General features: G+C 36.6%; 20 protein-coding genes and 2 pseudogenes. 21 read left to right on the top strand and 1 reads right to left on the bottom strand.

Translation table 11 applies throughout. The annotated features are described in order from the left end of the window. The first annotated feature begins 20 nt into the window (after window positions 1-20). The 17 genes and pseudogenes from purD (at window position 21) to dltD (ending at window position 20,587) form a co-directional block, all read left to right on the top strand. Window positions 21-1,286: a phosphoribosylamine--glycine ligase gene (gene purD, locus MHB75_RS10470; protein ID WP_340997581.1), complete on the top strand. Its 1,266-nt coding sequence runs from the start codon at window positions 21-23 to the stop codon at window positions 1,284-1,286. A gap of 308 nt (window positions 1,287-1,594) precedes the next feature. After that, window positions 1,595-3,325: an adenine deaminase C-terminal domain-containing protein gene (locus tag MHB75_RS10465; RefSeq protein WP_141274298.1), complete on the top strand. Its 1,731-nt coding sequence runs from the start codon at window positions 1,595-1,597 to the stop codon at window positions 3,323-3,325. 126 nt (window positions 3,326-3,451) lie between these two features. Continuing rightward, window positions 3,452-3,772, top strand: coding sequence for a YerC/YecD family TrpR-related protein (locus MHB75_RS10460; protein ID WP_068450765.1), 321 nt, complete (start codon window positions 3,452-3,454; stop codon window positions 3,770-3,772). A 172-nt stretch (window positions 3,773-3,944) separates the two neighbouring features. After that, the gene (locus MHB75_RS10455; protein WP_340997575.1) at window positions 3,945-4,634 is read left to right on the top strand and encodes a heptaprenylglyceryl phosphate synthase; all 690 of its coding nucleotides are present in this window, start codon (window positions 3,945-3,947) and stop codon (window positions 4,632-4,634) included. Window positions 4,635-4,669: 35 nt separating this feature from the next. Further along, window positions 4,670-6,511 (top strand): annotated as a pseudogene (pcrA, locus tag MHB75_RS10450) (DNA helicase PcrA); the annotation flags it as partial. A gap of 626 nt (window positions 6,512-7,137) precedes the next feature. After that, window positions 7,138-8,916, top strand: coding sequence for a reverse transcriptase domain-containing protein (locus MHB75_RS10445; protein ID WP_340997574.1), 1,779 nt, complete (start codon window positions 7,138-7,140; stop codon window positions 8,914-8,916). A gap of 103 nt (window positions 8,917-9,019) precedes the next feature. After that, a pseudogene (locus tag MHB75_RS10440) lies at window positions 9,020-9,457 on the top strand (ATP-dependent DNA helicase PcrA); the annotation flags it as partial. 24 nt (window positions 9,458-9,481) lie between these two features. Continuing rightward, complete coding sequence (ligA, locus tag MHB75_RS10435; protein WP_141274294.1) at window positions 9,482-11,485, top strand: NAD-dependent DNA ligase LigA; 2,004 nt, start codon at window positions 9,482-9,484, stop codon at window positions 11,483-11,485. A gap of 18 nt (window positions 11,486-11,503) precedes the next feature. After that, window positions 11,504-12,646 (top strand): CamS family sex pheromone protein, encoded by a 1,143-nt coding sequence (locus MHB75_RS10430; RefSeq protein WP_340997572.1) that lies wholly within the window; start codon window positions 11,504-11,506, stop codon window positions 12,644-12,646. Between the two features lie 204 nt (window positions 12,647-12,850). Further along, window positions 12,851-13,144, top strand: a complete 294-nt coding sequence (gatC, locus tag MHB75_RS10425; RefSeq protein ID WP_141274293.1) for an Asp-tRNA(Asn)/Glu-tRNA(Gln) amidotransferase subunit GatC — start codon at window positions 12,851-12,853, stop codon at window positions 13,142-13,144. Between the two features lie 25 nt (window positions 13,145-13,169). Then, window positions 13,170-14,630, top strand: coding sequence for an Asp-tRNA(Asn)/Glu-tRNA(Gln) amidotransferase subunit GatA (gene gatA, locus MHB75_RS10420; protein WP_141274292.1), 1,461 nt, complete (start codon window positions 13,170-13,172; stop codon window positions 14,628-14,630). Between the two features lies 1 nt (window position 14,631). Then, complete coding sequence (gene gatB / locus MHB75_RS10415; protein WP_340997568.1) at window positions 14,632-16,062, top strand: Asp-tRNA(Asn)/Glu-tRNA(Gln) amidotransferase subunit GatB; 1,431 nt, start codon at window positions 14,632-14,634, stop codon at window positions 16,060-16,062. A 243-nt stretch (window positions 16,063-16,305) separates the two neighbouring features. Then, entirely contained in the window at window positions 16,306-16,458 is a 153-nt protein-coding gene (locus tag MHB75_RS10410) for a teichoic acid D-Ala incorporation-associated protein DltX (RefSeq protein ID WP_231726972.1), read from the top strand. 18 nt (window positions 16,459-16,476) lie between these two features. Further along, entirely contained in the window at window positions 16,477-17,976 is a 1,500-nt protein-coding gene (gene dltA, locus MHB75_RS10405; RefSeq protein ID WP_255314765.1) for a D-alanine--poly(phosphoribitol) ligase subunit DltA, read from the top strand. After that, window positions 17,973-19,154 (top strand): D-alanyl-lipoteichoic acid biosynthesis protein DltB, encoded by a 1,182-nt coding sequence (gene dltB / locus MHB75_RS10400; protein WP_141274290.1) that lies wholly within the window; start codon window positions 17,973-17,975, stop codon window positions 19,152-19,154. The genes dltA and dltB overlap by 4 nt, the downstream gene beginning before the upstream one ends. A 21-nt stretch (window positions 19,155-19,175) precedes the next feature. Next, window positions 19,176-19,409, top strand: coding sequence for a D-alanine--poly(phosphoribitol) ligase subunit DltC (gene dltC, locus MHB75_RS10395; RefSeq protein ID WP_087682254.1), 234 nt, complete (start codon window positions 19,176-19,178; stop codon window positions 19,407-19,409). Further along, window positions 19,406-20,587, top strand: coding sequence for a D-alanyl-lipoteichoic acid biosynthesis protein DltD (gene dltD / locus MHB75_RS10390; protein WP_340997562.1), 1,182 nt, complete (start codon window positions 19,406-19,408; stop codon window positions 20,585-20,587). Before dltC ends, dltD begins: the two co-directional genes overlap by 4 nt. 41 nt (window positions 20,588-20,628) lie before the next feature. Here the strand turns inward: dltD and MHB75_RS10385 are convergent, their stop codons facing one another. Further along, window positions 20,629-21,756, bottom strand: a complete 1,128-nt coding sequence (locus MHB75_RS10385; RefSeq protein WP_255314766.1) for an MFS transporter — start codon at window positions 21,754-21,756, stop codon at window positions 20,629-20,631. A 143-nt stretch (window positions 21,757-21,899) separates the two neighbouring features. On the opposite strand from MHB75_RS10385, the gene MHB75_RS10380 reads away from it, so the two are divergent. The 4 genes from MHB75_RS10380 to MHB75_RS10365 all read left to right on the top strand — a co-directional run bounded on the left by MHB75_RS10380 (window position 21,900) and on the right by MHB75_RS10365 (window position 26,351). Next, window positions 21,900-22,457, top strand: a complete 558-nt coding sequence (locus MHB75_RS10380; RefSeq protein ID WP_141274288.1) for a thioredoxin family protein — start codon at window positions 21,900-21,902, stop codon at window positions 22,455-22,457. A 139-nt stretch (window positions 22,458-22,596) separates the two neighbouring features. Continuing rightward, window positions 22,597-23,517 carry a diacylglycerol kinase gene (locus MHB75_RS10375; RefSeq protein WP_340997560.1) on the top strand — a complete coding sequence of 307 codons (921 nt, stop codon included), beginning with the start codon at window positions 22,597-22,599 and terminating at the stop codon, window positions 23,515-23,517. A gap of 462 nt (window positions 23,518-23,979) precedes the next feature. Next, the gene (locus MHB75_RS10370) at window positions 23,980-25,329 is read left to right on the top strand and encodes a cytochrome ubiquinol oxidase subunit I (protein ID WP_141274286.1); all 1,350 of its coding nucleotides are present in this window, start codon (window positions 23,980-23,982) and stop codon (window positions 25,327-25,329) included. After that, the gene (locus MHB75_RS10365; RefSeq protein WP_340997558.1) at window positions 25,326-26,351 is read left to right on the top strand and encodes a cytochrome d ubiquinol oxidase subunit II; all 1,026 of its coding nucleotides are present in this window, start codon (window positions 25,326-25,328) and stop codon (window positions 26,349-26,351) included. Before MHB75_RS10370 ends, MHB75_RS10365 begins: the two co-directional genes overlap by 4 nt. Window positions 26,352-26,366 lie beyond the last annotated feature (15 nt).

Genomic DNA, 26,366 nt, shown 5'->3' with positions numbered 1-26,366 from the left:
TAACAGGAGGAATAAGGAGTATGAAAGTTCTTGTAATTGGTAGTGGCGGTCGTGAACACGCGATTGTCAAACAGTTTAAAAAAGCACCATCTGTTGAGCAAGTTTTTGTCGCACCAGGAAATGACGGAATGAAAGAAGATGCAACCATTGTGCCAATCGCACAGTCTTCTTTTGAAGAGTTAATTAATTTTGCGATTACAGAAGGAATCGGTTTAACATTTGTTGGACCTGAGCAACCTTTAACTGAAGGAATTGTCGACGCATTTGAAGAAGCAGGTCTTCGTGCATTCGGTCCTCGTAAAAAAGCAGCACAATTAGAAGGTAGTAAATCCTTTGCGAAAGATTTAATGAAGAAATATGAAATTCCAACAGCAGCATATGAAACATTCTCACAAGTAGATGAGGCAGTTGCTTATATTCGCGCACAAGGTGCACCAATTGTGATTAAAGCAGATGGTTTAGCAGCAGGTAAAGGTGTTATTGTTGCGATGACGGAACAAGAAGCCATTGAAGCAGTAGAAGATATGATTGGCAACCAACGTTTTGGTGATTCATCTTCTCGTGTTGTTATTGAGGAATTTTTAGATGGTGAAGAATTCTCGTTCATGTCATTCGTTCATGCAGGACAAATCTACCCAATGGCAATTGCACAAGATCATAAACGTGCATATGACGGCGACAAAGGGCCAAATACAGGCGGTATGGGTGCTTATTCACCCGTTCCACAAATTCCGCAGTCAATTGTTGATGAAGCATTTGAGACGATTGTGAAGCCGACTGTTGCAGCGATGGATGCAGAAGGTACACCATTCACAGGTATTTTATATGCAGGATTAATTTTAACGAAGAATGGTCCAAAAGTGATTGAGTTTAATGCACGCTTTGGTGATCCAGAAGCACAAGTTGTATTACAACGTATGGCTTCTGATTTCGGCTTATTTATGGATGCACTTCTTGCGGGTGTTCCATTTGATTTACAATGGTCGGATGAATCAGTTCTAGGTGTTGTCATTGCTTCAGAAGGTTATCCGCAATCTGTTGAAAATGGACATGCACTGCCGAACTTAACGGAGTTAGCGAAGACACATAATATCTTCCACGCAGGAACAAAAGCAGCAGGAGAAGGTTTTGTCGGAAACGGTGGTCGTGTCTTATTAGTAACATCGACAGGCAGAAACTTAAAAGAAGCACAAGAAAAAGTATATGCAGGATTAGCACAGAAAGATTGGCAACATTTCTTCTTTAGAAAAGATATCGGTTGGCGAACTTTTTCAGCTGTAAAATAAATAATCTAAATAAAGGCAGAGGATGACTTCATCTTCTACCTTTATTTTTTCACTTGTTAAATCTAAAGTTATAGTTATGTAAATATTTTTATAACTTAAAGGTTAATGATAGCGTTTTCATAGACGAAGTTATAAAATAGAATATGCATAAAATAGAAAATTGATTCGAAATTCAACAAAAGTTTGTGCATTCTAAATTAAGCTTGTTCCATGAACGACGAGTGTGATAGCATATTATCACTCATGCGTTGTATTCATTAATCATCATAAATTAATGCAACAGACTTATAGGAGGAGATGTTTGAGTTATGAAGCACATAAATTGGAAAATACATGACATACGCGAACAAGTCGCAGTCATTGATGGAAAGAAATCTCCTTCAATGGTGATTACGAATGCTCGCTATTTGCACAGTATTTATAAAGATTGGGTAGAGGGAAATATTTGGATTTTAGGAGAGCGTATTGTATATGCAGGGCCTAAAATGCCACCGAAGATGGAAGGCACAGAAATCGTGGATGCAGCAGGTAAAACAGTTGTACCGGGTTACATTGAGCCACATGTTCATCCATATCAACTCTATAACCCATTAACATTAGCAGACTATGCAGGACAGACAGGAACAACGACATTTCTTTCAGATAATTTAACATTATTTTTATCATTAAAAAATGAAGAAGCATTTCGTATTATGGATGCATTAAAAGAACGACCATTCCACTTTTATTGGTGGATGCGTTACGATTCACAAACAGAATTGCTACGTGAACACAATCTCTTTACGTCAGCTTCATTAATGGAATGGGGAGAGCGTCAAGATGTATTGATGGGCGGCGAATTAACAGCTTGGCCACGATTACTAGCTGGAGATGACCAACTATTATACTGGCTACAAGGAACGCGTGCGCATCATAAAAAGATTGAAACACATCTACCAGGTGCTTCTTCACGTACATTAGCTCGTTTAAAATTATTCGGTGCAGATGGTGACCATGAAGCGATGACAGTAGAAGAAGTAGAAGAACGTATTCTTCATGGCTATGCAGTGACATTACGTTATTCATCGATTCGTCCAGATCTTCCTGATTTATTAAAGGGAATTGTGGAACGAAAACTGAAAATTTTTGAACACTTAATGATGACAACAGACGGTGCAACACCAAGCTTTTATGAAAAAGGCTTGATGGATCAATGTATTCAAGTGGCACTCGATGCAGGCGTAGAACCAATTGATGCATATCAAATGGCATCTTATAATATTGCGAACTACTACGATGTGACACATTCACATGGTCTAATTGCGACAGGTCGCTTTGCTACATTAAATATTTTAGAAGATGAATACCATCCAACACCAACAGATGTATTATCAAAAGGTGTATGGCTGAAGCGCTCAAATGAACGCGTTCATACAATGGAAGATATTGATTGGGGCGATTTTAATAAGTTTTCAATGCCAGTTGAATTGACAGATGACGACTTCCAATTCTCAATGCCATTTGGAATTGAGATGGTGAACGATGTCATTACGAAGTTGTATAGCACGAACTTGCATACTAATGAAGGTACATTAAGTTACGACCATGATGAATGTTATTTAATGCTTGTTGACCGAGAAGGTAAATGGCGTGTAAATACACTTATTAAAGGTTTTGCTAGCTCATTACAAGGCTTTGCGACGTCGTACTCTTGTACGGGCGATATTATTTTAATTGGTAAAGATATTCATGCGATGCACCAAGCTTTCAACGAAATGAAAAAAATGGGTGGCGGAATCGTCTTAATTGATGATCATAAAGTGCTAGCTTCTATCCCACTAACAATGGGTGGATATGTGTCAAAACAACCAGTTGAAGAAATTATTGAACAAGAAAAAGCACTAAAAGAAGCGTTAAAAGAGCGTGGTTTCCATCATGGTGATGCCATCTATACACTGTTATTTTTACAATCAACACATTTACCATATATTCGTGTAACACAACGCGGTATTTTCGACGTTTTGAAAAAACGCGTACTCTTCCCATCTGTAATGCGATAAAATACTTTAATGATTTACAGAATGAAAGTGTTAATACTTTTTTCTAAGCAGTTCTGGTGTTAAAATAGAATTGTAAAGAAAACGATGCAATTATAGAATAGAAGTGGAAGGGGGCCTTCGTTTACGATGCAAATTGAAAAAATTAAGGGTCATCAAACAGACCAATTATTTAAAGCTGTATTAGAACTAAAAGATTTAGACGAGTGCTATAAGTTTTTTGATGATTTATGCACAATGAGTGAGATTCAATCACTTGCGCAACGTTTTGAAGTAGCGCACTTATTACGCTTGAAAAAAACATATGAAACAATCAAAAACGAAACAGGCGCATCTACAGCAACAATTTCACGCGTACGTCGTTGTTTCGACTATGGAAATGATACGTATGATGAGATGCTTGGACGTTTATATCCAGATGAACAACCATTTGACGCATCTCGTAAATAGGCTTTCAGCTTGAAAAGAACAGAAAATGTTAAAACAATATGAAGATGTGTTTTGACAAGACAAAATGAGAAATCGCAGTTTCGAGCGATTTCTCATTTTTATTGAATCCCTTCATTTTCATGTGAGTTTTAGTATACTAATGATAAGAATAGAGAGAATAGGTGGTAAGGTCATGGAATTTAAAAGTTGGCAGCATGTTTTTAAATTGGATCCTGCGAAAGAAATTTCAGATGAACATTTAGAAAAAATTTGTGAATCAGGTACAGATGGTATTTTGGTAGGCGGCTCAGATGATGTAACAGAGGATGGTGTACTGGACTTACTCGCGCGTGTACGTCGTTATTCAGTACCTGTTATTTTAGAAGTTTCTACAATTGAATCGGTCACACTAGGTTACGATTATTTCTTCATTCCAACGGTACTTAATAGTACAAAAACAGAGTGGGTGAAAGATTTACATCATGAGGCTATTAAAGAGTTTGGTGAGCTGATGAACTGGGGTGAACTTGTTGCTGAGGGCTATGTTATTTTGAATCCAGACTGTAAAGCAGCAACCTTAACAACTGCAAAAACAGACTTATCACTCGAAGATGTTGTAGCCTATGCACGTATGGCAGAACATTATTTTAAATTACCAATTCTTTATTTAGAATATAGCGGTATGTATGGCTCAGAGGAAGTAGTAGAAGCTGTATCCCATGAATTAGAACAGACACAACTGTTTTATGGTGGTGGCATTTCGGAGCCAGAACAAGCACAAAAGATGGCGCAATTTGCAGATACAGTCGTTGTAGGGAATATTATTTATACAGATTTAAAAAAGGCTTTAAAAACTGTTAAAGCCGTAAAAGGTACGATATAATTTAAGAACAAATGTTTGTAGAAGGATGGTGCATGATGAATCAACTAACAAAAAATTTATTAAAAGGTATGAACGAACAACAAGCTGAAGCTGTTCAAGCTACAGAAGGACCTTTACTAATCATGGCGGGAGCCGGTTCTGGTAAGACGCGTGTATTAACACATCGTATTGCTTACTTGGTAATTGAAAAGATGATTAAACCGTCAAATATTTTAGCTATCACATTTACGAATAAAGCAGCACGTGAAATGCGCGAACGAATTGATGGTATTTTAGGTAACGGTACAGGCGATCGCATGTGGGTTTCAACTTTCCACTCGATGTGTGTACGTATTTTACGTCGTGATATTGATCGAATTGGTTATAATAAAAACTTTTCGATTTTAGATACAACAGATCAACTTTCTGTTATTAAAAACGCATTAAAAGAATTGAATATGGACCCGAAACAACATGAGCCACGTTCACTTTTAAATGCGATTAGCTCAGCAAAGAATGAAGGTATTACATCAAGTGATTTTTCACAACAAGCTGACGCAAATAATCCATACGACCAAGCTGTAGCGAAAGTATATGAGAACTATCAACATCGTCTACGCAAAAATCAATCACTGGATTTCGATGATTTAATTATGATGACCATTCGATTATTTAAAGAAGTACCAGATGTACTTGAGTATTATCAACAACGCTTCCAATATATCCACGTAGACGAATATCAGGATACGAACCATACACAATATACGTTGGTTAAGTTATTAGCAAGACAACATGAAAATATTTGTGTGGTAGGGGACTCAGACCAATCGATTTATCGTTGGCGCGGAGCTGATATTCAAAACATTCTATCATTCGAAAAAGACTACCCAACCGCTAGAACAATTATGTTAGAACAAAATTATCGTTCAACTAAAACGATTTTAAAAGCAGCAAATGATGTGATTCAAAATAATACAAGCCGCATAAAAAAAGAGTTACGAACTGATAATGAAGAGGGCGAAAAAATTGCGGTGTTCCGCGCATATGATGAAAAAGCAGAAGCGCAGTTCGTTGTCAAAACGATTCAAGAGCAAATGCTTATGAATAATCGTAAGCCAGAAGATTTTGCGATTCTTTATCGTACGAATGCACAATCACGTGTTATGGAAGAAATGCTTGTAAAATCGAATATGAGCTATACGATTGTGGGTGGTACAAAATTCTATGATCGTAAAGAGATTAAAGATTTACTAGCTTATTTACGCCTCATTGCAAATAATGATGATGACTTATCATTAGCGCGTATTATTAATGAGCCGAAGCGTGGTATTGGTGCGACATCATTTGACCGTATTGCAGTGAATGCATTAGAAGCAGATCGTTCGATTTTCGATGCACTAGCAGAAGTCGACTTTATGGGACTATCAGGGAAGGCGACAAATGCTGCGATTCACTTCCACTCAATGATTCAAAATCTAACGCAAATGCAAGAATATATGTCTGTCACAGAATTAGTTGAAGAAATTTTAGAGCGCTCGGGTTATCGCGAGATGTTAAAGAGTGATAAGACGATTGAAGCACAAAGCCGTTTAGAGAACATCAATGAATTTTTATCGGTAACACAAGCATTTGAACAACAAAGTGAAGATAAATCACTTGTTGCATTCCTAACAGACCTTGCATTAATTGCAGATATTGATTCACTAGGTAAGGAAGAAGAACAACAAGGAACAGGTGTCATCTTAATGACGATGCACTCAGCTAAAGGTCTAGAGTTCCCAGTAGTTTTCATTATCGGTATGGAAGAAAATGTCTTCCCACACTCGCGTTCATTACAAGATGATGATGAGATGGAAGAGGAAAGACGTTTAGCGTATGGTATGAAACGTTTGTCAGAAATCGCGTAAATCGTGAAGGATTGGCAGGGTTAGTAAAAATTTTACTAGCAACAACTGATATTATGACACCACGGCGGAGAACCCAAATAATCTCCGTGACTAGATGGAAGCTAATACTCCCACATGCAATACTGGTAACAGATTGTGTGAAGTTGGGTGAAGACGCATTAAGTAGCCCTAACAGGTCAAGCTGAGGAAAGGTTAAACATACTGTGAACATGGTGCGGGCTGGGAACTGTATATGGTTAGGATTTAGATAGCTAATGACGAACCACTGAATGTACGTCTCGTAGAGCGGGCGATAGAAATATTGTCTAATTAACTATATTCCAAAAGGTTTATCGTATGGAATTCTGATGGATAGAACTAACGGGTTGTTCTACTGGAAAGATATAGTCGGGATAAAGGTGGAACCTAAGTACAGTTATACACCTAATAATATCGGAACGTTTGAGACCCCTAACGTTTAGTAATTGCTTGGGGATTGCAAATTGCATGAAAGAGCATGAATAGGGGAGTCAGTAGGGGCATAGTACTGCAGAAGCTTCTGTAATGGAAGTGGAGGGAAGGCCCCAAGTCTAACATCAATAGTAATCGCTATCCCATGTGGAAAGAAGGCGATGAATATGAAGGTCAAAGACAAGGATATTTGGCGATATGGTATTAATGATGTCGAACAAATATTATTTGATAAAGCATTAACTAAAACACGATTTAACCACTTGTGGCAATATGTCATTGATGAAAGAAATATTATTTGTTCAATTAAAATTATAGGTAGTAATAAAGGCAAGAAAACAGCAGGTCCAGATGGTATAACCTTTAATGACATTATGAAATTAGATATTGAAGATGTTATAAAGGAAATCAAAAATCGATTATTTGGTTCAAAACGAGGTAAAGCAAGAAATGTAATGATATCGAAAAGCAATGGAAAAATGCGATCTTTAGGCATAACCAATTTATATGATAGGATTGCACAACAATGTGTTAAAAATATCCTTGAACCTATTCTTGAAGCACAATTTAATCCTGAAAGTTTTGGATTTAGGAAAAATCGTAATGCTCAAGAGTGTATGTCCTATATCGCAACTACTTTACAATATAATAATGAAGGTCATATATACGATTGCGACTTGAAAGAATACTTTGATACTGTAAAAATTGATAAAGTACTTGATAAGTTAAAGTTAAACCACAATATACATGACTTAGCATTTCTAAAATGTATAAAGCGATTAATGTGGATTGACCTGATACAACCAAAAGAAAAATATAATGGAGTTGGATTAAGACAAGGAACAATTTTAGGACCAATACTCGCCAACGTTATGTTTCATGATTTTGAGCTTCGCCTTCATAAAATAAATGATTTTGAGCGAGAAAATGGTCGTCAAATTATCCAAAACCCCAATATTCATAAAAACCATGGTAAAAATTACAAACGTGGACGTGAATTTTACTTTAATTGGTTGAAACATCGTAGAGTAGTAAAAATTATTCGATACGCAGATGACTTTGTATTAATTAGCAAAGGGAAATATGATATATACGATGCAATAATGATGCTAGAAGATTGGTGTAAAGAAAACGAATTAGAAATAAATCGTGATAAAACAAAGTTAATACCAATTCATGGTGATGCACAACTGAAGTTCTTAGGATATAAATATCGAAAAACATACAGTACCAAACAAAATTCATTTATCATTTCGGTAAAAGACCAAAAGAAACTTTGGAGAGAAACTAAACTTAGGCTTGAATGGTGTTTATGGAAAGGCAATTTGGATTACTTCATCGTATATATAAGAGGAATATTTAATTATTACAATATCTGTACGAATTTAACATGGCTAATAAGTAGAATACATTTATTGCTTATAAAAAAGATGTGTAGAAGTCGACAAAAAGTAAAAATTGATAAAGTTCGAAATCCTCATGTTAGCTTTATCATAAATGGACAACTACTTAATCTGTGGGAAATGAGACAACATAGTGTGAAAAGTACAGCAGATTATATGTATGAAGTACACAAACTATGGGAACCGAATCAAACGAGATATAAGGCACTTGAATGGTTGGACTATTTCTTTGAAAATCGAACAAAAACAGGGAAAAATAGTAGTAACATTATTTATATCCCAAGTCTCTTGAATCAACAAAAAAAAGATCCGATTTTAGATAAAGAATATCTATATATGGATCCACAAGAAATTCATATACATCATAAAATACCGTTAAGTCTAGGTGGTACGGATAATTATAGTAATCTCATAATGTTGAGTAAAACATCGCATAAATTCGTACATGATGTGAATTTGAAGTTAAAAGATTTACCTGCCTATATTAATTTAAAACAATTGAACAAATATAGAAAATTATGTGGTTATGAAGTATTAAAATAATGCGAATTTGACTATTGATGATTAGATGGAGCGCCGTGTGCGGGGAAACTCGCAAGCACGGTGTGGGGTGGGGGAAAACCTGGAGATCATATCAAAGGGTTACCTATCACCATTTGGCATTACGCGAGCGGAGCAGCAGCTAATTATTACATGTGCGCAAACACGTACATTATTCGGACGTAGTAGCTTTAATAGTCCATCGCGTTTTATTCAAGAGATTGATTCTGCGATTTTAGAGGAGATTGCTTCTACAAGCTTCGGTTATCAAGCAACTTCAAGAGAACCACGTCGTCAGTCATCTGGCTATCGCAAGCCAATGAATACAGGAACAAAATTAAAAACAACAACGAATTATAAAGAATCTGGTGGCGATAAAGTAACATGGGCTGCTGGAGATAAGGCGTCACACAAAAAATGGGGTATTGGTACAGTAGTAAGTGTTAAAGGTGAGGGTGAAGGAATGGAACTCGATATTGCTTTCCCAAGTCCAACAGGCATCAAGCGTTTACTTGCGAAATTTGCACCAATTGAAAAAGTATAGTCTGAAATAGATGGAGGAAAAAGAATGGACAGAAAAGAACTGGAACAGAAAGTCGCAGAATATAATCGGTTATTACATGAATACGGACATGCTTATTATGTATTAGACCAACCGACTGTACCTGATCATGTATATGATAAGATGCTACATGAATTACTTGCGATTGAACAAGAATATCCGGATTTGATTTATCCAGATTCTCCAACCCAACGTGTCGGTGGCGAGATTTTAAAAGGATTTAATAAAGTAGAACATCGTTATCCGATGCTTAGTCTAGGGAATGCGTTCAGTGAAGCTGATTTAAAAAGCTTTGATGAGCGTGTTCGCCAATCGATTGGCGATAATTTCTCTTATGTATGTGAATTAAAAATAGATGGTTTAGCCATCTCGCTAATGTATGACAATGGTCTATTTGTTCGTGGTGCAACACGTGGAAATGGTTTTGTAGGTGAAGATATTACAGAGAATTTAAAAACAGTGCATTCGATTCCTCTTCGCTTAAAAGAACCTGTGACAATTGAAGTGCGCGGCGAATGTTATATGCCGAAGAAGTCATTCACAAATTTAAATAAAGTACGTGCTGAACAGGGGGAAGAACTGTTCGCGAACCCACGTAATGCAGCTGCGGGTTCTTTACGCCAGCTTGACCCGAAAATTGCAGCAAAGCGTAATCTTTCAACATTCATCTATGCTATTGGTGGTAGTGGTGAAGATTATGGTCTCGCAAGTCATAGTGATGCACTAGATTATTTAGATCAACTTGGTTTCACTACGAACCACGAACGTAAAAAATGCCAAACAATTGAAGAAGTATTTGCATACATTCAAGAATGGACAGAAAAAAGACCAAACTTAATTTATGAAATTGATGGGATTGTAGTAAAGGTAGATCGCTATGACCAGCAACAAGAGCTTGGGAATACAGTGAAAGCACCGCGTTGGTCAATCGCTTACAAATTCCCCGCTGAAGAAGTCATGACGAAAGTTTTGGATATTGACTTAACAGTTGGACGTACAGGTGTTGTTACACCAACTGCGATTTTAGAACCTGTTCAAGTTGCTGGAACAACTGTCCAGCGTGCAACGCTACATAATGAAAACATCATTCGCGAAAAAGATATTCGTATTGGTGATGCGGTCATTATTCGTAAAGCTGGTGATATTATTCCAGAAGTAAAACAAGTATTATTCGACCAACGACCTGAAGGACTAGAGCCTTTTACAATGCCGACGCACTGCCCAGCTTGTGGCAGTGAATTAGTACGTATTGATGATGAAGTTGCGCTCCGTTGTGTAAATCCAAGTTGTTTTGCACAAGTCGCAGAGGGATTATCGCACTTCGTTTCACGTAACGCGATGAATATTGAGGGTATCGGTGAACGTGTAGTTAGTCAGCTACTACGCGAAGGACTTGTGAAAGACGTTTCAGACTTATATACATTAAATAAGGAAGAATTAATTGCCCTTGAACGAATGGGTGAAAAATCTGCACAAAATTTATTAGATGCAATTGAAGCTTCTAAGAAAAACTCACTAGAACGATTATTATTTGGTTTAGGAATTCGTCACGTAGGTGCAAAAGCAGCACGCCTGTTAGCAGAGGAATTTGAATCAATTGATGCGTTAATGGATGCGACAGTGGAGCAGTTGACAGCAGTGTTTGAGATTGGTGATAAGATGGCTGATTCTATTGTCACGTATTTTGAAAAAGAAGAAGTTCGTGAATTAATCGAACGTTTACGCCAATTAGGCGTCAATGTATATTATACTGGTAAGAAAATCAATACCGAAGAAATTGATAGTGTATTTAATGGAAAGACGATTGTATTAACAGGTAAGCTTTCACAATTAAATCGCTCAGAAGCTCAAAAGAAAATTGAAGAGCTTGGCGGCAAAGTGACAGGGAGTGTGAGTAAGAAAACAGACCTTGTCATTGCAGGTGAGGATGCGGGCTCTAAATTAACAAAAGCTGAACAACTCGGAATTGAAGTGTGGAATGAGGAACGTCTCATAGAAGAATTATCTTAAATGAAGGAGTTTTAGGAAATGATGAAAAAACGCCGCTTAATTCCTGCGATACTAGCTGCTGCTTTATTAGCTGGATGTACAAGTCCTCTTTCAAAAGAAGAGAAGAAAGTTGTAACACAAGACAAAGATGATAGTCAATCAACGATTGTGCCGAATACAGTTACAGAAGGAAAATACTATCGTACATTATTACCTTATAAAGAAAGTGCAAGTCGTGGTCTCATTGTATCGAATATCTATTCAAACTATGATATTCAAGAAGCAGAACAAGGATTAACACGTATCTCGCGTAATGTATATGACCCAGACGAATACTTCTTCCAAGAAGGACAATATTTAGATAAAGAAACCGTACAATCGTGGTTGGCGCGTAGAAATCAATCAGCTGAAGGTCTAAATCCAAGCGATAAAGGTATGAGTCCAACAGAGCGTGCAAAAAAAGCTCCTGTTTACTTAGCACACATTATCGAACAAGATTATTTAAAACAATCGGGTTCGAATAAAGTGAAATTAGCAGGTATTTCAATTGGTTTAGCGTTAAATTCAGTTTACTACTATCAAAAGGAAGATTATGGCGCAACGTATGATGAGCCGATTCCAGATGCTACATTAAATGCAGAAGGTAAAAAAATTGCTGCAAAAGTTGTAAAGCGTCTACGAGATATAGATGGTTTAGCCAATATACCTATTACGATTGGACTGTATAAACAATCTGCACGGGGAGATATTGTACCAGGAACGTATATTGCCTATGCAGAAGTAGGCGAAGGTAAGTCAACAATTAACGATTGGAAAAATGTTAGCGAAAAGTATTTACAGTTCCCAATGTCAAACCCTGAAGATAAGTACCGTGAAGTAAATGACAACTTCATCACATTCAAAGAGAAAATTGATTCGTACTTTACAAACTCAGCGAATATCATTGGTACAGGTTACTATACACAAGATCGTATGCAGAGTTTAAAAATCAAAATTCCAATTAAGTTTTATGGTTCTTCAGAAATTACAGGTTTTACACAATATGCAGCTTCTGAAGTCGTGAAGCAATTCCCAAAAGATTTAAAAGTAGAAGTAAGTATTACGTCTGTAAATGGACCGGAGGCATTGATTGTTAAAAAGAGTGGCGAATCCGAAACATTTGTCCATCTTTATAACGAATAAAAAAACGTAAGTGATGCGACATCCATCACTTACGTTTTTTCATGTACTAAAACCGATGTTAAGCTGTGAACAAACTCAAAACTTTTAGAAAACCCTTTATTTTCAAGATGTTACGAGCGCTTTACTACATAAAAGTATCTTGCTTACTGTATGAAAGAAATGATATTATCATAGGTATGGTTATCGAATTTGGAGGTGTAACAAATGGCAAAACTTTCAGTAGAAGAAGTGAAACACGTAGCAAAATTGGCTCGTCTTGCAATCACAGAAGAAGAAGCGGAAAAATTCGCAAGTCAACTCGCTGCAATTACTGATTTTGCGGCACAATTGAACGAATTAGATACAACGAATGTAGAACCAACAACGCATGTTCTACCGCTTGTAAACGTATTTCGTGAAGATGTGGCAGCAGAAGGTTTATCGCGTGATTTGATGATGAAAAACGTCAAGGAACAACAAGATGGACTAGTTAAAGTACCACCAATTATGTCTGAATAAATTAATTGAAGGAGGAACAATACGGATGTCATTGTTTAAACATACATCTGCTGAGATGCAAGAACTTCTAAAAAACAAAGAAGTAACAATTGCAGACTTAACAGCAGAAGCATTTGCTCGTATCGAAGCACTTGATGGCGAAGTAGGTGCGTTTTTAGCACTAAACAAAGAAGCAGCTACTGCACAAGCAGCTGAGATGGACAAAGTACCTTTCGAAGAACGTGGACCACTATTTGGTTTACCAATCGGTGTAAAGGACAACATTGTAACTGAAGGACTTGAAACAACTTGTGCTTCAAAAATTTTAGAAGGATTCAACCCAATTTATGATGCAACAGTTGTACAAAAATTACGTGATGCAGGCATGATTACGGTTGGTAAAGTTAACATGGATGAATTTGCGATGGGTTCTGCAAACGAAAACTCAAGCATCAAACCTGTTCACAATCCTTGGAATTTCAATCATGTACCTGGTGGTTCTTCAGGTGGTTCAGCAGCAGCAGTAGCAGCAGGCGAAGTACCATTCACATTAGGTTCTGATACAGGTGGTTCAATCCGTCAACCAGCAGCATTCTGTGGTGTAGTAGGTATGAAACCTACATATGGTCGCGTATCTCGTTACGGTTTAGTAGCGTTTGCATCTTCTTTAGATCAAATTGGACCAATTACACGCAACGTGCGTGATAACGCATTATTATTAGAAGCGATTTCAGGCGTTGATGCAAATGACTCAACTTCTGCAAACGTAGAAGTACCTGATTTCGCTGCACAATTAACAGGCGATATTAAAGGTCTTAAAGTAGCAGTTCCAAAAGAATATTTAGGTGAAGGTGTTTCTGCTGGTGTGAAAGCACAAGTACAAGCAGCGATCGACAAGTTAAAAGAACTTGGCGCTACTGTAGACGAAGTATCACTTCCACATTCTAAATATGCTTTAGCAGCTTACTATATCCTTTCTTCTTCTGAAGCTTCATCTAACCTATCCCGTTTTGACGGTATCCGTTATGGTTTCCGTGCAGAAGCAGATAACTTAGAAGATTTATACTTACAAACACGTGCGCAAGGTTTTGGTGATGAAGTAAAACGCCGTATTATGTTAGGAACTTACTCATTATCAGCTGGTACGTATGATGCTTACTATAAAAAAGCACAACAAGTTCGTACATTAATCAAACAAGACTTTGATGAAGTATTCAAATCGTATGATGTCATTGTTGGACCTACAACACCAACAACTGCATTCAAGCTAGGCGAAAATATCGAAGATCCAATGACTGTTTATGCGAATGATATTTTAACGGTTCCAATTAACTTAGCAGGTGTTCCAGCTATCTCAATTCCATGTGGTTTTGACGGTGATCTTCCTGTTGGTTTACAAATCATTGGTAACTATTTCGAAGAAGGAACTGTTTACCGTGTTGCAGATGCATTCGAACGCGTAACAGATTTCCATACAAAAACACCTCAAACTTGGGAGGTAAAATAACATGACAAATTTTGAAACAGTTGTCGGTTTAGAAGTACACGTTGAGTTAAAAACCAACTCAAAAATTTTCTCACCATCTCCAAACAAATTTGGTTCTGAACCCAATACAAATACATCAGTAATCGACTTAGGATATCCTGGCGTATTACCTGTTGTGAATAAAGAAGTTGTGAACTATGCAATGCGTGTAGCTCTTGCGCTAAACATGGATATTAACCAACATACAAAGTTCGACCGTAAAAACTACTTCTACCCTGATAACCCAAAAGCATATCAAATTTCACAATTTGATAAACCAATTGGTGAAAACGGTTGGATTGAAATCGAAGTAAATGGCGAAAAGAAACGTATCGGTATTACACGTATTCATATGGAAGAAGATGCGGGTAAATTAACACATGGTACGAACGCTTCATTAGTGGATTATAACCGTCAAGGAACTCCACTTGTTGAAATCGTTTCTGAGCCAGATATTCGTACACCAGAGGAAGCATATGCGTACCTTGAAAAACTAAAAGCGATTATCCAATATACAGGCGTTTCAGACGTTCGTATGGAGGAAGGTTCTCTACGTTGTGACGCGAACATCTCAATCCGTCCTTACGGTCAAGAAGAATTCGGTACACGTACAGAGCTTAAAAACTTAAACTCATTCAACTTCGTTCGTAAAGGGATTGAGTATGAAGCACAGCGCCAAGAAGCTGTACTAAAAGCAGGCGGCGAAATCAAGCAAGAAACACGTCGTTTCGACGAGAAAACAAGTAAAACTGTATTAATGCGTGTAAAAGAAGGTACAGATGATTACCGTTACTTCCCAGAGCCTGACTTAGTAGACATCGTAATTGATGACGCATGGTTAGAGCGCGAAAAAGCAATGATTCCAGAATTACCTGATGCTCGTAAAGAACGTTATGTAGCAGAGATGGGCATCCCAGCCTATGACGCGCACGTATTAACTTTATCAAAAGAAACAGCTGATTTCTTTGAAGCGACTGTTGCAGCTGGTGCAGATGCAAAACTAGCATCAAACTGGTTAATGGGTGAAGTAAATGCTTACTTAAATGCAGAGCAAAAAGAATTAGCCGATACAGCCTTAACACCAGAAGGTCTTGCAAGTATGATTAAATTAATCTCTGCAGATACTATTTCTTCTAAGATTGCGAAGAAAGTTTTCAAAGAGCTTGTTGAAAACGGTGGTAACGCAGAAGAAATCGTTAAGGCAAAAGGTTTAGTACAGATCTCTGATGAAGGTGCTTTATTAGCAATGGTGACAGAAGTCCTAGATAATAATCCACAATCAATTGAAGACTTTAAAAATGGTAAAGATCGTGCGATTGGTTTCCTAGTAGGTCAAATCATGAAAGCATCACGCGGTCAAGCTAACCCTCAAATGGTAAATAAATTACTAATTGAAGAAATTAACAAACGTTAATAAGTTGAAAAAGTCGTTCATGGTTCGTTTGATACCATTGAACGTCTTTTTTATTTTTTTAATAAGCATTTACTTTAAATGAGGTAATAAAGTATGGAAAAGATTTGTGACTATTTTCCACTATCATTTGCCCTTTTTGTAATATAAAATTTATATTGGTGTAATAAATGTTATATTTAGCGAAGAAAATGAAACTTTTTAAAGCTTAAATCGTTAGAATAAAAGGTGGAAAGGAGCGTACAAATGGTAAATAAAGAAAAAAAAGAAGAAGAAAAAATGAGTGTTCCGCGAGCAATTGGTCAAACGTTCTTTTATTTTGCCATTATGGTGTTACTTGTATTAATTTACGGTTTCCATGATATGAGCGCGGGTCCATTTATATATACCGAGTTTTAGTGAAAGGAAGTGCATATTATGAATGTGCTACAACAAATTGCATCTGTTGCAAAGGAACATCCAGAAAAAGTAGCGTACCGATCAGCAGGTCAAACCGTTACCTACGGTGAACTTTGGGAACAATCAAATGCATTGGCGCATACCATAAAAAAAATGAATTTGCCTAAAAATAGCCCGATTACAGTTTACGGACATATGTCTCCTAAACAAATTATCGCATTTTTAGGAGTTGTAAAAGCAGGTCACCCATATATCCCACTCGATATTTCGATTCCTTCAGAACGAATTACACATATCGTTGAGGCATCGAAATCTTCATTTATGATCACAACGGAGCAATTCGATTTAGAAATTGCTGTGCAACAACAAGCAGCTAATGATTTGATTGTAAAGGGAGAAGGAGCTCAAAACAATCCAACTACATGGGTTAGCGAAGATGAAGTATTTTATATCATCTATACATCAGGTAGTACAGGAAAGCCAAAAGGCGTACAAATCTCTGAATCAAATTTACGACATTTTGTTGCATGGATTAACGAAGCTTGCTCGCTTCCAAATGGTGTGTATTTAAATCAAGCACCTTACTCCTTCGACTTATCCGTAATGGACTTATATCCAGCCTTAACAGGTGGAAGAGAGTTACATGCGATAACAAAATCTCAAATTGAAAATGCTGGTTTATTATTTGAAGAATTACATGATTCCTCAATTAATGTATGGACATCTACACCCTCATTCGCGAAGATTTGTTTAATGAATCCAGAGTGGAACGATGAACAAATGCCTGATTTACAAACATTCTTGTTCTGTGGAGAGGTACTACCGTTACAAGTTGTTAAAGAATTAAAACAACGATTCAAAAAAGCGACAATCTATAATTTGTATGGTCCAACAGAGACAACAGTAGCTGTGACAGCTGTTGAAGTAACAGATGATATGATTAAGACATATGAACACTTACCAATTGCGCCAGTCGATACAGGGGTTTTAAAAATCATGAATGAACAAATGGAAGAAGTAACAGATGGAGAAAAGGGTGAACTTGTCATCTTTGGACCAACTGTAAGTACATCAGGTTACCTGTATGCAGAAGAACAGACGAATAAAGTTTTCAAAACGCATGAAGGCGAACGTGTTTATAAGGCAGGCGACTTAGGATATATCCAAGATGGACATATTTTCTATGCAGGGCGTTCGGACTTCCAAATTAAATTACATGGTTATCGTATGGAGATTGAGGAAATCGAAAAGCAAATTGAAGCTTTAGACGAGGTCGGTGCGTGTGTCGTGTTACCTGTTAAATCAGGAGAAGAAGTAACTGCACTTACAGCATGTGTTGCATTGCACAATGAAATGACTGAGAAGCCATTTAAAGTAACAAAGAATTTAAAGGAAAAGCTGTTAAAAGCCATTCCAAACTATATGGTTCCGAAAAAGTTTGTCTATTTAGACTCACTACCACTCAATATGAATGGTAAAGTAGACCGTAAAAGATTGGCGGTTGAAGTAGGCTTATGATTCCATATAGTGATTTTCTATTCTTCTTAATTACAGCAATTGCGCTGTTACCAACGATTATTCTTGGTTTCTTAGGAAAATCATCTCGAAAATATAATCTGTTTATTACAGTTGTTATGTTAGCATTGATTTTCGGTTTAGATATGGGGAATTATACGATTAATTGGAAGGCAACCATTTCGATTTTATTATTTACACTTTTCCAAGTGTTATTAATTAAGGGTTACCATTCGTATCGTAAAAATAAAAACCATACAGCCGTTTTTGTCATTGGTGTATTACTAGCGATTTTACCGTTAGTTCTTGTAAAAGTTTTACCGTTCTTTAATTTACACATCTTCGGATTCTTAGGTATCTCATATATTACATTTAGAGCGGTACAAATGATTATGGAAACACGAGACGGCATGATGAAGAAGGATATTCCAATTACAGAATTGGTTTATTTCCTACTATTCTTCCCGACTGTTTCATCTGGTCCAATCGACCGTTGGAAACGATTTGATCGTGATTTTAAAAAAGTACCAACGAAAGAGGAATACCGAGAGCTAGTTTATAAAGGGATTAATAAGATTTTCTTAGGTTTCCTTTATAAATTTATTTTAGCCTTTTTACTTTATAACAAAATCTTAGTGTTCTTACCGGATCGTACATACGGTGTTCTAGATTCTTTTGGAGGGCATCTAGCGTACATGTATGTATATAGTCTGTATTTATTCTTTGATTTTGCTGGGTATAGTTGTTTTGCGATTGGTGTCAGTTATCTAATGGGGATTCGTACACCTAAAAACTTCAACTTACCATTCATTAGCCGAAATATTAAAGAGTTCTGGGAACGTTGGCACATGAGCCTGTCATTCTGGTTCCGTGACTACGTATACATGCGCTTTGTATTTTGGATGATGAAAAACCGTTGGATTAAAAATCGTTATACAGTATCGTATATCGGTTACTTCTTATTGTTCTTATTAATGGGTGCGTGGCATGGCTTAGAGCTTCACTACATTGTGTATGGTCTGTATCAAGCATTGCTCATTATTTGTTTCGATGTATTCGAACGATGGAACAAGAAGAAGAAATTTTGGAAAAATAATAAGTGGACGCATGCGATTTCAGTATTCATTACATTCAATTTTGTATGTTTTGGTTTCTATATTTTCTCAGGCGCACTATTCTAATACGTAAGGGAGATTTTAAAAATGGATAAAGAAAAAGTAATTCAAATTATTGCAGATGTTTGTGAGGACGATGTTGTTTTAGAGGAGCGCGATTTAGATTTATTCCAAGAAGGTTTACTTGATTCATTCGGTACAATCAACTTGTTAGTAGCATTCGAAGATGAATTAGGCATCAATGTACCAATTACAGTATTTAATCGTGAAGAATGGAATACACCGAATAATATTGTAATGCAATTAGAAGAGCTTGCATGAAAAAAGTAACGTTTGTACCGCTGTTTGTTGCGGTTGCACTCTTTCTAGTCTTCTTATTCTTTCCGAATAAATGGCTTGAAAAAATGATTTCAGATGAACAAGTAGATGCTGCAAAAACAGAAATGAATCCACTTGTTTATCAAGGGAAATATATGCAATCGCGTATGTTACAACAAGATAATATGATGCCGATTTTAGGTTCATCTGAACTTGTACGATTTGATCCATTCCATCCGTACAATTATGCAAAAGCTACTGACGCACCATACGATACGTATCTTGTAGGGCGTGGTGGTATGCAAAGTCTAGTTCACTTTTTAAATATTGTGGAACAGAAGAAAAACTTAAAAGACAAAAAAGTTGTATTCATTGTTTCACCACAATGGTTTGTAAAAGAGGGATTAGATGAATTCCATTTTTCACCGAACTACTCGATGTTGCAATCTTATGATTTAGCTTTCAATAAAGAAATCGATTCAGAGATTAAAAAGCGTGGTATGAAGCGTCTGCTAACATTTGATACAGTTAAACGTGATACAGTATTACGCACCATGTATGAATATGAGTTATCCAACCATAAAAAATATCCGATTGTCGGTAAAATAGCGATGGCTTTCGGAAGTATGACGCGTAGTATTCAACATAAAAAAGATTTGTATTATTCGCTATTTATTGGACATAATCCACGTAATCTCAAAGCAGATGACACATTAGTGAAAGGTCTTACATTTGAGCAACAACTTGCTAATGCAGAAGAATTCGGTAAACCGCGTGTGAATAATGAATATAGTATTAAAACAAGCTATTATGATAAAAAAGTTAAGCCTAATCTACAAGAATTAAAAGGTTATAAAAAAGACGAAGAATATACCAACTCACCAGAGTATGCAGATTTAAAATTAGTTATGGATGCTTTTAAAGATGTTGGTGCAAAACCAATGTTTGTTTCTATTCCAATGAATGGAAAGTGGTATGATTATGCAGAATTTGATAAAGAACGTCGTGATGATTATTACGCAAAAATGAATAAATTCTTGCGTGAATCAGGTTATGCTTATGTAGATATGTCACAACATGAAAATGAAAATTACATGTTCACAGACACACTACACATTGGTTGGAAAGGTTGGGTCTATATGGACCACGCAATGGATGATTTTTGGAATCACAATCGCTAATAGAAAAAGACTTCGACACGTAAAAATGTCGAAGTCTTTTTTTATGATGTTTGTCGTTTTTGACGAATTAATAGGAAAATTCCATATAAAAAAGCAACTGCTGAGATACCTGTTAGCATGAAGTAGAAGTTGTGTCCGCCGAATACATTATACACATAACCACCAATTGCGGATGCTACCATACCTGAAAACCCAAAGAATAAGAGTGCAAGTAAAGTTTGTCCTGTTGCACGCCATTCGCGTGGTACTAATTTATATAAGTACTGAATTGCCGCTGTATAGAAGATTGGGAATGTTACCATCTGTAGCAGTTGTACAGCAATTAATGCATAAGGATTATCTACAATTCCTGATAAGAAGAATCGTACTACATAGAAGAAGATGGCAATCGTGATGAGTAATAATTCTTTCCCAGGCTTTAACCACATAAAGCTTAAAGCGAAGATGACAATTTCACTTGCCGCTGCGATAAAGAACGCAAGCCCAACAAGTTTGTTATCGCCATTCAACGTAATTACGTGAATACCTAGAAATGTATCATTCATACGTGCAGAGATAGAAGCGATTAATATTAATAGAAGAAACAGTAAAATTTCTTTATTTAAAATCAATTTTTTAAAACCTTCAATCGTTACAGGTACAGGGCTTGGTGGTGCATCACGTAATAACCAGACAGATAGAAAGGCAAGTATTCCAGCTACAGCAAATAAATAAGAAATACTATGTAGACCAAACCAGTCCATTATGTAGCCGACAATTAATGATAGAACTGCATAACCAAGTGCGCCATATGTGCGCACAGAGCCATAGGAGATTTTTAATGTTTCAGCTGTTGTAAAACTTAATGATTCACAAAGTGGATCTAAAGGCATTAAAAAAGCATACACCAATAACGTAAAAATAACGATCCAGCTCATGCTAGATGCTTGATATAAGAAAAAACCACTAATGGTTGTGAGTAAAATTAAAACGAGCATTACTTTACGAATCGTTTTCAAACGATCACTAATCATACCGAATGTAGGTTGCACAATGATTGTAATAAGACTACCTATACTAATTAAAAGCCCTACTTTTGTTTCCGACATTCCCTGTGCTTTCATAAAAACGGGAAGAAACGGAATAAAGAGGGCGAGCATTCCAAATAATAAAAAATTATAGCTTTTGATGAGTGACTTTTGGATAAAATCAAGTCCTTTCAGTAAGAAGAATAAGAAATTCAGTTTAGTTAAAAATATGGAAATAGTCAATAGTAAACGAATTTGTTACAATAAAGACATAAAAGAAATAAAAAGAACGAGGAGGGAATGGAATGAAAACAGAACAACAGTATTTTGAAGAAGGAAAACCACTTGCTTTATATATGGACGAAATGTCGACTTTAAAGGATAATTCGTATCGTGTTTATAATGGATTTACATTACCAGATGATTCAGCATTTATTGAAGCATTAAAAGCAAAGCGCCCACATATCTTAGTGATTACAGAAGATTGGTGTGGGGACGCGATGATTAACAATGCCATCTTACGCAAGATTGCAGAAGCCGCTGACTTAGATGTACGTGCTGTGTTACGCGACGAGAACCTTGATTTGATTGATCGCTATCTAACAAATGGTGGACGCGCTATTCCGATTTATATCTTCTTATCTGAAGAAGGTGAAGTTTTAGGAACATGGGGACCACGCGCACCGGAATTACAAGCTTACGTAATGAAGTGTCGTCAAGCATTACCACCAAAAGAATCAGAAGAATTCGATGCCGCTCAAAAAGAGATGTATACGATGATTGGTGAGGAAAATGCTTCAAACGACCAATTTTGGCATTGGGTGTATGCAAGTCAAAAACAAGCTTTAGAAAAAGTAATCTAATTTCATATAACGACTCATATTCCATTCGAAAAGAGTGGAATATGTATTTTAGGGAAAAAATGAACGGAAAGTGCAACATCTTAAGGAGAGAATTCGTTTTAGCAATAGGGAAAATTTTGAGAAGCAGGAAGGTATAAGAATGAAAAGAGCAAGAATCATATATAATCCAACTTCTGGTCGTGAAGCTTTTAAAAAACATCTACCAGAAGTATTAGAGAAGTTTGAAATTGCTGGTTATGAAACTTCTTGTCATGCAACAACTTGTGAAGGAGATGCGACTGTAGCAGCGAGAGAAGCGGTTAAAAGAGATTTTGAGTTAATCGTAGCAGTTGGTGGTGACGGCACATTGAACGAAGTCGTTGCAGGTGTAAGTGAGTTTGAAAATCGTCCGAAAATCGGTTTGATTCCAATGGGAACAACGAATGATTTTGCTCGAGCTGTCCGAATTCCACGAGACATTAACAAAGCAGTCGATATTATCTTACAGGGTGATACATTACCCGTTGATGTTGGCTTAGCAAATGACCGCTACTTTATTAATATTGCAGGTGGTGGTCGTATTACAGAGTTAACCTATGAAGTACCAAGTAAATTGAAAACTGTTTTAGGTCAACTTGCATATTATTTAAAAGGTATTGAGATGTTACCATCGATTAAAGCAACGAATATGCGTATTGAATATGATGGTGAAGTTTTTGAAGAAGAAGCGATGATGTTTTTAATCGGTCTAACGAATTCAGTTGGTGGATTTGAAAAGTTAGCGCCAGATGCAAGTATTAATGATGGGTTATTCTCCGTATTCATCTTAAAAAAATGCAATATCGCTGATTTTATTAAACTTGTTACACTTGCTGTACGCGGTGAACATTTAAAAGATTCACATGTGATTTATACAAAAGCAAAAGAGGTTAAAGTTTATTCAGAGGATAAGATTCAATTGAATTTAGATGGTGAATATGGTGGAGATGCACCAGCTGTGTTTAAAAATTTAAAACGCCATATTGAATTATTTGTACCAATTGAAGATATTCGTGCAGAAGATCGTATAGAAGCAGAATAAGTTTAGAAATATGGAAGCTGTAGAAACATTTTGAGATAAATGTTTTCTACAGCTTTTTATTGTTCTATAGAATTTAAACAGAAAATGAGTTTGTAAGAAAAATAAGAAGGGGTTTAGTGGGCAATAGATGCGTCTTTTTTATATTGTCTGTTTATAACTTCATTAATATTTCACGATAAAAAATCACGCGTCATTTTAAAAATCAAGGGCATTTGTGTGACATTCATCACTGTCACATGAATGGCAATTTTTCCTCACACTTTTCACATGAATACGTAGCATTTCTGTCAAGAATTAGCGATTTAAAGGCGTTTTAGAGGGGTATAATAAGCGTATGAAGGGGAGAAGCCTATGTACAAAAAGCAAGAACGGATTCTAATTTGGACTTGTGGCATTGCAGCAATTATTATGCTCATATCAATTGTAGTTAGTTACATTTTTTAGCTAAGGAGGCTAAGCAACATGGTGAATGAAAGTTCAGTATTTTTCAGTCGTCTGTTAACGGAATTCACGTTAACATTCCACATTATCTATGCAACAATCGGTGTCGGAGTACCCTTAATGATTATGATTGCACAGTGGCTTGGGATTAAAAAGAACGACGAACACTATATTTTACTCGCACGACGTATTGCGCGAGGCTATGTAATTACCGTAGCAGTTGGGGTTGTAACAGGGACCGCATTCGGTTTACAACTATCACTTTTATGGCCAAGTTTTATGGAAGTAGCAGGTAATGTTATTGCGTTACCACTCTTCATGGAAACATTTGCGTTCTTCTTTGAAGCAATTTTCCTAGGAATTTACTTGTACACATGGGATCGATTTGAGAATCAGAAAAAACATTTCTTATTATTAATTCCAGTAGCAGTTGGTTCAGCAATGTCAGCAGTATTCATTACAATCGTAAATGCATTCATGAACTCACCTCAAGGATTTGATATTCAGGATGGTCAGTTAACTAATATTCAACCGATTGTAGCGATGTTCTCACCATCTATGCCTACAAAAGTAGGGCATGTACTTGTATCAGCCTTTATGACATCAGCATTCTTACTTGCAGCGATTGCAGCGTATCGCATGATTCGCGGTTCAAGACATGCTTATTATAAGAAATCACTTTTCTTATTTATGAAGGTTGGTTTAGTATTCTCTATTGCAACAGCCATTATCGGGGACTTCTCAGCAAAATATTTAGCAGAATACCAACCAGAAAAATTAGCAGCAGCAGAATGGCATTTTGAAACAGAAAAAGATGCCGACCTCATACTTTTTGGGGTGTTAAATGAAGAAACAGAGCAAATTAAATACGAAATTCGTATTCCAAAAATGTTAAGTTTCCTTGCACATAATAACTTTAACGCAGAAGTAACAGGTCTAAATGCATTTCCGAAAGATGAAACACCACCGCTTTACATTCACTATCTATTCGACTTCATGGTAACAATTGGCGTGTTCATGATTCTATTAAGTTTAGTGTATGTCATTGCGAAAATTAGAAAATGGTTATTCGTTGATTCAAAATGGTTCCGCTGGCTCATCGTACTTGGTGGACCACTAACATTCTTAGCAATTGAAGCAGGATGGTGGTTAGCAGAAGTTGGTCGTCAACCATGGATTCTTGTGAAGTATATGAAAGTCGCAGATGCCGCAACAACGAGCGGAAACGTCGGCTTAATGGCGATTCTATTCGGTATTCTATATGTCATTCTTGGAATCGGTAGTGTGGTCGTATTAGTTAGAATGTTTAAATCAAACCCTGTAGAACGTGAATTAGCGGATCGTAAAATGAAAGGCGGGGATTCGAAATGAACATCGAAATTTTAGGGATTACGGTACTTTGGATCTTCCTATTCGGTTATATCCTTGTTGGTTCAATTGACTTCGGTGCAGGATTCTTCAACGCACATGGAATTATGACGGGGAAGCAACACATCCTGTCTAAAATCATCCAACGCTATTTATCACCAGTATGGGAAGTAACGAATGTATTCTTCGTATTCTTCTTCGTTGGAATTATCGGATTCTTCCCGAAAACAGCTGTCTACTTCGGTCAACCGATGTTGATTCCAGGAAGTATCATCTTAATTCTTTTATGTATTCGGGGTTCGTATTACGCATTTGAAGCATACGGTGCAAGAGGGCATAAAGGATATGCAACGATGTACGGTATTGCAGGTGTCTTAATGCCAGCAGCACTATCAATCGTATTAACAATTTCAGAAGGTGGATTTGTTGATATTGTAAATGGACAACCTGAATTGAATTATAAAGCATTATTCACAAGCCCATTAACGTGGAGTATCGTTGTACTATCTATCTCAGCTTGTCTGTATATCTCTGCAACATTCCTAACATGGTATGCGAATGAAGCAAAAGATATGGCAGCGCGTGACTTACTACGCAAATATGCGTTAATTTGGGCAATCCCATTAGTCATCTCAGTAATCGGTATTATGGTTGAATTAAAAAGCCATAATCCAGAACACTATGATCGTATGGTAGACCTATGGTATCTACTCGCACTATCAGCGCTCATGTTCATCGGTACAATCTATCTATTATTCAAAAAGATGAAGTTTGGTTTAGCGATCGGTTTAGTAATTGGTCAATTCCTACTTGCGTTCTTCGCATACGGTATTAGCCATTACCCGTACTTGATGTATCCACATCTCACACTATATGATTCATTCACGAACCAAACAATGGCGATTGCGCTTGTTGTTACATTCGTTTTAGGTCTTTGTTTACTCGTACCAGCCTTATGGTTAATTTTAAAATTATTCGTCTTCAATAAAAATTATACAGAAGGTAAAGAAGATCATCACGCTTAAAGGAGTGTGTTCCAA

This window comes from Kurthia sp. FSL E2-0154, from assembly GCF_038003625.1.
GTDB classification, from domain to species: Bacteria; Bacillota; Bacilli; order Bacillales_A; family Planococcaceae; genus Kurthia; species Kurthia gibsonii.
Note: the sequence above shows the minus strand (reverse complement) of the source record. Positions and strands in the feature narration are given on the sequence as shown.